The 7,689-nt window shown below is 70.3% G+C and carries 13 protein-coding genes; 12 read left to right on the top strand and 1 reads right to left on the bottom strand.

Annotated features, from left to right (window positions below):
* Together ACOJUF_RS13920 and ACOJUF_RS13915 are read left to right on the top strand one after the other, a co-directional pair.
* Nucleotides 1-91 (top strand): hypothetical protein (locus ACOJUF_RS13920; RefSeq protein ID WP_420122429.1); only part of this gene is annotated, 91 nt, incomplete at its 5' end.
* Between the two features lie 132 nt (nucleotides 92-223).
* Complete coding sequence (locus ACOJUF_RS13915) at nucleotides 224-1,366, top strand: DUF808 domain-containing protein (protein ID WP_420122428.1); 1,143 nt, start codon at nucleotides 224-226, stop codon at nucleotides 1,364-1,366.
* A gap of 33 nt (nucleotides 1,367-1,399) precedes the next feature.
* On the opposite strand, the gene ACOJUF_RS13910 is transcribed toward ACOJUF_RS13915, so the two are convergent.
* Entirely contained in the window at nucleotides 1,400-1,894 is a 495-nt protein-coding gene (locus tag ACOJUF_RS13910) for a hypothetical protein (RefSeq protein WP_420122427.1), read from the bottom strand.
* A 551-nt stretch (nucleotides 1,895-2,445) separates the two neighbouring features.
* Between ACOJUF_RS13910 and rpsJ the strand changes: the two genes are divergently transcribed.
* The 10 genes from rpsJ to rpmC all read left to right on the top strand — a co-directional run bounded on the left by rpsJ (nucleotide 2,446) and on the right by rpmC (nucleotide 7,683).
* Nucleotides 2,446-2,751 (top strand): 30S ribosomal protein S10, encoded by a 306-nt coding sequence (gene rpsJ, locus ACOJUF_RS13905; RefSeq protein WP_015746443.1) that lies wholly within the window; start codon nucleotides 2,446-2,448, stop codon nucleotides 2,749-2,751.
* Between the two features lie 92 nt (nucleotides 2,752-2,843).
* Entirely contained in the window at nucleotides 2,844-3,506 is a 663-nt protein-coding gene (gene rplC / locus ACOJUF_RS13900; protein WP_420122426.1) for a 50S ribosomal protein L3, read from the top strand.
* On the top strand, nucleotides 3,506-4,243 hold the full coding sequence (gene rplD, locus ACOJUF_RS13895; protein WP_420122425.1) for a 50S ribosomal protein L4: 738 nt from the start codon (nucleotides 3,506-3,508) through the stop codon (nucleotides 4,241-4,243). Before rplC ends, rplD begins: the two co-directional genes overlap by 1 nt.
* Nucleotides 4,240-4,536: a 50S ribosomal protein L23 gene (rplW, locus tag ACOJUF_RS13890; protein WP_420122424.1), complete on the top strand. Its 297-nt coding sequence runs from the start codon at nucleotides 4,240-4,242 to the stop codon at nucleotides 4,534-4,536. Before rplD ends, rplW begins: the two co-directional genes overlap by 4 nt.
* Nucleotides 4,537-4,554: 18 nt before the next feature.
* Nucleotides 4,555-5,391: a 50S ribosomal protein L2 gene (rplB, locus tag ACOJUF_RS13885; RefSeq protein ID WP_420122423.1), complete on the top strand. Its 837-nt coding sequence runs from the start codon at nucleotides 4,555-4,557 to the stop codon at nucleotides 5,389-5,391.
* 66 nt (nucleotides 5,392-5,457) lie between these two features.
* Complete coding sequence (gene rpsS / locus ACOJUF_RS13880; protein ID WP_420122422.1) at nucleotides 5,458-5,739, top strand: 30S ribosomal protein S19; 282 nt, start codon at nucleotides 5,458-5,460, stop codon at nucleotides 5,737-5,739.
* Nucleotides 5,740-5,753: 14 nt separating this feature from the next.
* Nucleotides 5,754-6,173 carry a 50S ribosomal protein L22 gene (gene rplV / locus ACOJUF_RS13875; protein WP_420122421.1) on the top strand — a complete coding sequence of 140 codons (420 nt, stop codon included), beginning with the start codon at nucleotides 5,754-5,756 and terminating at the stop codon, nucleotides 6,171-6,173.
* Complete coding sequence (gene rpsC, locus ACOJUF_RS13870) at nucleotides 6,173-7,009, top strand: 30S ribosomal protein S3 (RefSeq protein WP_420122420.1); 837 nt, start codon at nucleotides 6,173-6,175, stop codon at nucleotides 7,007-7,009. Before rplV ends, rpsC begins: the two co-directional genes overlap by 1 nt.
* A gap of 3 nt (nucleotides 7,010-7,012) precedes the next feature.
* Nucleotides 7,013-7,432 (top strand): 50S ribosomal protein L16, encoded by a 420-nt coding sequence (rplP, locus tag ACOJUF_RS13865; RefSeq protein ID WP_420122419.1) that lies wholly within the window; start codon nucleotides 7,013-7,015, stop codon nucleotides 7,430-7,432.
* Nucleotides 7,432-7,683, top strand: a complete 252-nt coding sequence (rpmC, locus tag ACOJUF_RS13860) for a 50S ribosomal protein L29 (RefSeq protein WP_395725491.1) — start codon at nucleotides 7,432-7,434, stop codon at nucleotides 7,681-7,683. The genes rplP and rpmC overlap by 1 nt, the downstream gene beginning before the upstream one ends.
* The last annotated feature ends 6 nt before the right edge of the window (nucleotides 7,684-7,689 follow it).

Genomic DNA, 7,689 nt, shown 5'->3' with positions numbered 1-7,689 from the left:
GCCGATCGCCATCGAGGAGGGCCTGCGCTTCGCCATCCGTGAGGGTGGCCGCACCGTCGGCGCCGGTTCGGTGACCAAGATCATCAAGTAGTCCGTTCCGGGGTTCGCCCCGGTCGCCTGCTGGCCAGGGCCCCGCCGCATCGCGGCGGGGCCCTTGCTCGTCCGGTGCCGGTCCGGGCGGCAGCGGGTCGGCGCCGGGCCCGTGGCCTGACAGGATGGGGGCATGAGCGGACTGTTCGCCCTTCTCGACGACGTCGCGGCGTTGGTGAAGCTGACGGCCTCGTCACTGGACGACATCGCCGGGGCCACCGGCCGGGCCAGCGCCAAGGCGGCCGGGGTGGTGGTGGACGACACCGCGGTCACCCCGCGGTACGTCCAGGGGCTCAAGCCCGAGCGCGAGCTGTCGATCATCTGGCGGATCGCCAAGGGCTCGTTGCGCAACAAGCTGCTGATCATCCTGCCGGTGGCCCTGCTGCTGTCCCAGTTCGCGCCGTTCCTGCTCACGCCGATCCTGATGATCGGCGGCACCTACCTGTGTTACGAGGGCGCGGAGAAGCTCTGGGAGAAGTTCTCCGGTCACGCGCAGGAGGAGTCGACGGACGCGGCCGACCCGGCCGTCGATCCGGCCGAGCACGAGAAGAAGGTCGTCGCGTCGGCCACCCGCACCGACTTCATCCTGTCCGCCGAGATCATGGTGATCGCGCTGGACGAGGTCGCGAGCGAGGGACTGCTGGCCCGGGCGATCATCCTGGTGATCGTCGCGGTGCTGATCACCGCGCTGGTCTACGGCGTCGTCGGGCTGATCGTGAAGATGGACGACGCCGGCCTTGCGCTGGCCAAGCGGCCCGGCAAGGCCGTCGCCGCCTTCGGTCGCGGCCTGGTCAAGGCGATGCCGATCATCCTGAACACCCTGGCCTGGGTGGGTGTCGTGGCGATGCTCTGGGTCGGCGGCCACATCCTGCTGGTGGGCATGGACGAGCTGGGTTTCCACCTGCTGTACGGCTGGGTGCACCACCTGGAGGTCGCCGTGCACGACGCGACCGGCGGGTTCGGCCCGGCCCTCGGCTGGCTCACCAACACGTTCTTCTCGGCCGTCCTCGGCCTGATCGTCGGGGCCATCGTGGTCGCGGTCCTGCACGTGCTGCCCATCGGGCGCACGCACGAGGCGAAGGCGCCGGCGGCCGGCGCGTCCACCGGGACGGGCCCGGACACCGCCGGGACGTCGACCGGGACGGCCCCGACCGCCGACCCGACGGCGGACGGCGGTGCCGGGAGGGCCCCCGAGGACGGGATCCGGGCGGCCGACCCGACCCACGGGGGGACCGGTTCGCCGGATGCCGGCCGGGACGCCCCGCCCACGGTCTGACCGTGCCGATCGCGGCCCGGACCGGGTCCTCGGTCAGCCCACGCCCACCGGCCGGCGGGCGCCGGTCCGGCCGCCCGCGGCGGCTCCGGACGGTCGTCGGCGCAACAGGACCAGCAGCGTGATCCAGGCGGCGACGAACCCGTACAGGCAGGCCAGGGCCAGGGCGTCGGACAGGGACGCGAACCGTTCCCCGGCCAGCTGGGTGAACGGCGAGACCGGGGCGCCGGCGGCGGCCTCGGTGAGAAAGCCGCCGAAGCCGGCCAGTGATCCCCAGCAGCCCAGCAGCGCGGCGGACTGCGGCGCCGTCAGGCCCCCGCCCCGCCGGTGCTGCCGCACGGCCAGCGCCGAGGTCAGGCCCAGCAGCAGCACCAGCGCCGGCGTCACCGCGGTCAGGGTGGTCGGAGCAGCGGAACCGGCCGCCCCGGGCGGCACCAGGGCCAGTCGCCCGACACCGACCCAGGCGACCAGGAGCAGATTCATCGGGATCGTCGTGAGGTGGGCGACCACCCGGAGCTCGGCGCCGGTCATGCCGCCACCCTGACATGCGACAACGAAGGTTGTCAACGACAATGAGAGTTGTCGGTCACGGTCGTCCGGTGCGGCCGCCGGGCCCGAGCGTGATCACCCCGACTTGAAGTCGCCCCCGGCTCTGCGGCATACTGTTCCGGTTGCCCTGAGGCGGGTGCGCGCTGTCGTGCGGTCTCGATCAGGGTTCAGCAAGGCAGTAGTGAGCGAGCAGTAGAGCAGCAGTACCCAAGCACGGCACTGAAAAGCATGTCTCGCGCTCATCCGAGCGCGGCCGGTTCCGGTGTCCGCCCCACGGGCGGACGCATGATTCGGTGGGGCGACACGCCCGACCGCGTGGACCGGTGGACCCGGACAGACTGAACAGCGGCGGCGGACCCCGGTTCGCCCGAAACGAGTGCGCGGATCTTCTCGCGCGCCCCGGCTCCGGCCGGGTGCGGGCGAGTGGGAGAACCGCACGGACGGTGCGCGAGCACCGGTGACCACGGCGGATCCACCGCCGCGAAGTGATGTACAGCGCGAGCAGTTCGCGCCGAACGAGAGGGACGGCAAGCGTGGCGGGACAGAAGATCCGCATCCGGCTCAAGGCCTACGACCATGAGGCGATCGACGCGTCGGCACGCAAGATCGTCGAGACGGTGACCCGCACGGGCGCCCGGGTGGTCGGCCCCGTGCCGCTGCCCACCGAGAAGAACGTGTACTGCGTGGTGCGTTCCCCGCACAAGTACAAGGACTCGCGCGAGCACTTCGAGATGCGCACGCACAAGCGGCTGATCGACATCCTCGACCCGACGCCCAAGACCGTCGACGCCCTCATGCGCATCGACCTGCCGGCGTCCGTGGACGTCAACATCCAGTAGGGGATCGGCGCGACCGCAAGGTCCCCGAAAAGATCACGTCCACCGCCCGTCAAGGGCGCCATGGCACAGCACAGGAGATGGGTAGTACCAACATGGCAGAAGCGATCAAGGGGATCCTGGGCCACAAGCTCGGGATGACCCAGGTCTTCGACGAGGCCAACCGCGTGGTTCCGGTCACCGTCGTCGCGGCCGGTCCGGTCGTGGTCACCGCCGTGCGCACCCCGGAGACCGATGGCTACAGCGCGGTGCAGTTCGCGTTCGGCGCCATCGATCCGCGCAAGGTGACCAAGCCCGCCGCCGGTCAGTTCGTCAAGGCCGGCGTCACGCCGCGCCGCCACCTGGTCGAGCTGCGCACCGACGACGTGTCGGGCTACAGCGTGGGCCAGGAGCTGACCGCCGCCGAGGTGTTCGCCGCCGGCGCGGTCGTCGACGTCACCGGCACGAGCCGGGGCAAGGGCACCGCCGGCGTCATGAAGCGGCACGGCTTCGCCGGCCTGGGCGCCGGCCACGGCGTGCAGCGCAAGCACCGTTCGCCGGGCTCCATCGGCGGCTGCTCCACCCCCGGCCGGGTCTTCAAGGGCCTGCGCATGGCCGGGCGGATGGGCAACGAGAAGGTCACCGTGCAGAACCTCACGGTGCACGCGATCGACGCCGACAAGGGCCTGGTCCTGATCCACGGTGCCGTCCCCGGTCCCCGGGGTGGCGTCGTGATGATCAAGTCCGCCGTCAAGAACCAGAGCAAGGTGGGTGCCTGATGACCACCGTCCAGATCACCGGACCGGCCGGCGAGGCGGGTGAGGTCGTCGAGCTGCCCGCCGCCGTTTTCGACGTCCAGGCCAACGTCCCGCTGATGCACCAGGTCGTGGTGGCCCAGCTGGCCGCGGCCCGTCAGGGCACGCACAAGGCCAAGACCCGCGGTGAGGTCTCCGGCGGCGGCAAGAAGCCGTACCGGCAGAAGGGCACCGGCCGCGCCCGCCAGGGCTCGACCCGCGCGCCGCAGTTCACCGGCGGTGGCGTCGTGCACGGCCCGGTGCCGCGCGACTACACCCAGCGGACCCCCAAGAAGATGAAGGCGGCCGCGCTGCGGGGCGCGCTGTCCGACCGGGCCCGTGGCGGCAACGTCCACGTCCTGGAGACGCTCTCGGTGGACGGCACGCCGTCGACCAAGAAGGCGCTCGCCGCGCTGAACTCCGTCTCGACCGCTCGCAAGATCCTGGTCGTGCTGCAGTTCGGCGACGAGATCGGTTGGAAGAGCCTGCGCAACGTGCCGACGGTGCACCTGCTGTGGGCCGGCCAGCTCAACACCTACGACGTGCTCAACAGCGACGACGTGGTGTTCACCAAGGCCGCGCTGGACGAGTTCCTGTCCGCGACCGGCCACGGCCGGCAGGCCCCCGCGGCCGGCACCGGCCGCCACGCGGCCGCCGACGAGCCGGCCGTCGCCACCGATGTGGCCGTCGCCACCGATGCGGAACAGGAGGAGGAGAAGTGATCGCCGATCCTCGCGACATCATCATCCGGCCGATCGTCTCCGAGAAGAGCTACGGCCTGCTGGAGTCGGGCAGCTACACCTTCGAGGTGCGGACCGACGCCAACAAGACGCAGATCAAGATCGCCATCGAGAAGATCTTCGACGGCGTCAAGGTCGTCTCGGTGAACACGATCAACCGGCAGGGCAAGCGCAAGCGCACCCGCACCGGCTACGGCCAGCGCAAGGCCACCAAGCGGGCCATCGTCACGCTGTCCGGCGACAGCAAGCCGATCGACGTCTTCAGCGGCGCCTGAGGTAGGGACTGAGAACCAATGGGTATCCGTAAGTACAAGCCGACGACCCCCGGTCGTCGCGGCGCCTCGGTCGCCGACTTCAGCGAGGTCACCCGGGACACCCCGGAGAAGTCGCTCATCCGCCCGCTGCACTCCAAGGGCGGCCGGAACGTGCACGGTCGGGTCACCGCCCGGCATCAGGGCGGCGGCCACAAGCGGGCCTACCGGCTGATCGACTTCCGGCGGGCGGAGAAGGACGGCGTGCCGGCCACGGTCGCGCACATCGAGTACGACCCGAACCGCACCGCGCGCATCGCGCTGCTGCACTTCGCCGACGGCGACAAGCGCTACATCATCGCGCCGAACCGCCTGAACCAGGGCGACACGGTGGAGACCGGTCCGGGTGCGGACATCAAGCCGGGCAACAACCTGCCGCTGCGCAACATCCCGGTCGGCACCGTGGTGCACGCCATCGAGCTGCGGCCCGGCGGCGGCGCCAAGATCGCCCGGTCCGCCGGTGCGAAGGTGCAGCTGGTGGCCAAGGACGGCCCGTACGCGCAGCTGCGCATGCCGTCCGGCGAGATCCGGAACGTCGACGTCCGCTGCCGCGCCACCATCGGCGAGGTCGGCAACGCCGAGCAGGCCAACATCAACTGGGGCAAGGCCGGCCGCATGCGCTGGAAGGGCAAGCGCCCGCACGTGCGCGGCGTGGCCATGAACCCGGTCGACCACCCGCACGGCGGTGGCGAGGGCAAGACCTCCGGCGGCCGTCACCCGGTCAACCCGGCCGGCAAGCCCGAGGGCCGCACCCGCCGTCCGAACAAGGAAAGCGACAAGCTCATCGTGCGTCGCCGGCGCAAGGGCAAGAAGCGGTGACCGTGAGAGCAGTGATGTCAGCACACAACCAGTCCATCGAGTACGGAGCAGGAAGGTAGGGACGGGATGCCCCGCAGTCTCAAGAAGGGCCCGTTCATCGACGACCACCTGCTCAAGAAGGTGGACGCGGCGAACGACAAGAACTCCAAGGCCGTGATCAAGACGTGGTCGCGCCGGTCGACGATCATCCCCGACATGCTCGGGCACACGATCGCCGTGCACGACGGCCGCAAGCACGTCCCGGTGTTCGTCACCGAGTCGATGGTCGGCCACAAGCTGGGCGAATTCGCTCCGACGCGGACCTTCAAGGGTCACGTGAAGGACGACCGCCGGTCGCGGCGCGGTTAGGAGAAGTCGAAATCATGAGTGAGACCAACGAGGTGACGGAGCTGCCCCGCAGCTCGGCCACCCTCCGGCACGCGCGGATGACGCCGATGAAGGCGCGCCGCGTGGTGAACCTGATCCGCGGCCGTTCGGCCGCCGACGCCGCGTCCATCCTGAGGTTCGCCCCGCAGGCGGCGAGCGAGCCGGTGGCCAAGCTGCTGGCCTCCGCCGTCGCCAACGCGGAGAACAACCAGGGGCTGGACCCGGAGTCGCTGATCGTGGACCGGGTGTACGTGAACGAGGGCCCGACGCTCAAGCGGTTCCAGCCGCGGGCGCAGGGCCGGGCGTTCCGCATCCGCAAGCGGACCAGCCACATCACCATCGAGCTCGTCTCGGTGGCCGCCGACCAGTCCAAGAGCCGCAGTGCCGGCCGGAATGCGAAGGGAAGGACCCGGTAGTGGGTCAGAAGATCAATCCACACGGGTTCCGGCTGGGCATCACCACCGACTGGAACTCGCGGTGGTACGCGGACAAGTCCTACGCCGACTACGTGGCCGAGGACGTCCAGATCCGCAAGCTGATGAGCAAGGGCATGGAGCGGGCCGGCATCTCCAAGGTGGAGATCGAGCGGACCCGGGACCGGGTGCGGGTGGACCTCCACACCGCCCGTCCGGGCATCGTCCTCGGTCGCCGCGGCGCCGAGGCCGACCGCATCCGCGGGCAGCACGAGAAGCTGACCGGCAAGCAGGTGCAGCTGAACCTCCTCGAGGTGCGCAACCCCGAGTCCGATGCGCAGCTCGTCGCCCAGGGTGTGGCCGAGCAGCTGTCCAACCGGGTCAGCTTCCGTCGGGCCATGCGCAAGTCGATGCAGTCGGCCCAGCGCTCGCCGAACGTCAAGGGGATCCGGATCCAGTGCTCCGGTCGTCTGGGCGGCGCCGAGATGAGCCGGTCGGAGTTCTACCGCGAGGGTCGCGTGCCGCTGCACACCCTGCGGGCGGACATCGACTACGGCTTCTTCGAGGCCAAGACCACCTTCGGTCGCATCGGCGTGAAGGTCTGGATCTACAAGGGCGACAAGGTCGGCACCCTGGCCGAGCAGCGGGCCGCCGAGGCCGCTGCCCAGCAGCGGGGCGCCCGTGAGGGTCGCGGCGATCGGGCCGAGCGCCCGCAGCGCCGGCGGTCCGGGTCGTCCGGCACCACTCCGACGTCCACCGACGCCGGTCGCGCCGCGGTCGAGGAGAACCCCGAGGCTCTCCCGTCCGGCGCCGCCGGCTCCGAGACCACTGGGGCATAGGTCATGTTGATTCCCCGCAAGGTCAAGCACCGCAAGCAGCACCGTCCGCACCGGACCGGGCTGGCGACGGGCGGGACCCAGGTCACTTTCGGCGAGTACGGCATCCAGGCGCTGGAGCCGGCCTACGTCACCAACCGGCAGATCGAGTCGGCGCGTATCGCCATCAACCGGCACATCCGCCGTGGTGGCAAGGTCTGGATCAACATCTACCCGGACCGCCCGCTGACCAAGAAGCCCGCCGAGACCCGCATGGGTTCCGGCAAGGGTTCGCCGGAGTGGTGGATCGCCAACGTCAAGCCGGGTCGCATCGTCTTCGAGATGAGCTACCCGAACGAGGCGACGGCCCGCGAGGCGCTGCGCCGCGCGATCCACAAGCTGCCGATGAAGTGCCGGATCGTGACCCGGGAAGGGGTTGAAGGATGATGGCTGATCAGACTTCAGCTGCCACCGAGCTGCGTGAGCTGGGCCAGGACGAGCTCGTCCTGCGCCTCCGGGAAGCCAAGGAAGAGCTGTTCAACCTGCGCTTCCAGATGGCCACCGGACAGATGGACAACAACCGGCGGCTGCGCACCGTCAAGCACGACATCGCCCGGATCTACACGGTCATGCGCGAGCGCGAGCTCGGCCTGTCCGTCGGACCGGACGAGCTGGCCAAGCAAGGAGGTGCCGCGTGAGCGAGC

The organism is Nakamurella sp., assembly GCF_048594475.1.
GTDB lineage: Bacteria > Actinomycetota > Actinomycetes > Mycobacteriales > Nakamurellaceae > Nakamurella.
This window is presented reverse-complemented; position numbering and strand designations above follow the sequence as displayed.